The organism is Streptomyces sp. NPDC048600 (genome assembly GCF_055587025.1).
The window spans coordinates 1-1,010 of sequence record NZ_JBVJGZ010000078.1 but is presented as its reverse complement, the minus strand read 5'-3'; the positions used below and the strand labels follow the sequence as shown (position 1 = coordinate 1,010).

Annotated in this window: 1 protein-coding gene; it reads right to left on the bottom strand. The window is 68.2% G+C overall.

Going from position 1 to position 1,010, the window contains the following annotated elements; translation table 11 throughout:
• Nucleotides 1-19: 19 nt before the first annotated feature.
• Nucleotides 20-951 (bottom strand): IS5 family transposase gene (locus ACZ6SQ_RS38375; protein WP_469570698.1). Its coding sequence is split into 2 segments (ribosomal slippage): nucleotides 20-583 and nucleotides 586-951, totalling 930 coding nucleotides; the frame shifts between segments, so codons are not numbered across the junction.
• Nucleotides 952-1,010: the final 59 nt, after the last annotated feature.

Genomic DNA, 1,010 nt, shown 5'->3' with positions numbered 1-1,010 from the left:
CTAGGCGCTGTTTCCTGGATCATGTGCGGAGCCAGATGATGAGGGCTGCGAGGGTGACGGTGCCGAGGTAGGCGTATGCCCGTTTCTCGTAGCGTGTGGCGACGGCGCGGAAGCCTTTCAGGCGGTTGATGGCTCGTTCGACTGTGTTGCGCTTCTTGTATCGCTCGGGGTCGAACCCGGTGGGGCGGCCGCCTTGGGAGCCGCGGTTGAGGCGGTGTCTGCGCTGGTCGAGCCGTTCGGGGATGGTGTGCGATATACCACGTCGCCGCAGGTAGCGGCGGTTCTCGCGGGACGTGTAGGCCTTGTCGGCCAGGACACGGTCGGGGCGGGTGCGAGGCCGGCCGACTCCGGTGCGGGGCACCGACACCTGCTGCAGGACGGGCTGGAGTTGGGGGCCGTCTGCGTAGTGGCCGGGTGTCAGCAGGAGGGAGAGCGGCCGGCAGCGTCCGTCGGCCGCGAGGTGGATCTTGGTGGTGAAGCCGCCTCGGGAGCGTCCCAGACACTCGCCGAGCTGACCACTTCCTCCAGCCGGACGAGCAGTTTGCGAAGCACCGGATCGACCTGGTTCGTCCGCCGGCCGACCCCCTTTTGAGGAACCGCGGCGGGCGGCGTCTTCCTTGCGCCGGCGGCGTGCTGGTGGGCTCGCACCGCTGTGGAGTCGACCGAGACGTCCCAGTCGATCCGGCCCGCGGCGTCCTCGGCAGCCTGCACCCTCGACAGCAGCATCTGCCAGGTCCCGTCCGCCGACCAGCGGCGATGACGCTTGTAGACCGTCTCCCACGGCCCGAACCGCTCAGGCAGATCCCGCCACTGCACACCCGTACGGACCCGGTACAGCACCCCGTTGATCACGCGGCGGTGATCACTCCACCGGCCTCCACGCGTACCACCCCGAGGCAAGAACGACTCCAGCCGATCCCACTCCGCGTTCGTCAGATCACCACGTCCCATACAGCCAGCCTGCCCCCAACACCCCACTCAGGTAGAGAGATCCGAGAAACAGCGCCTAG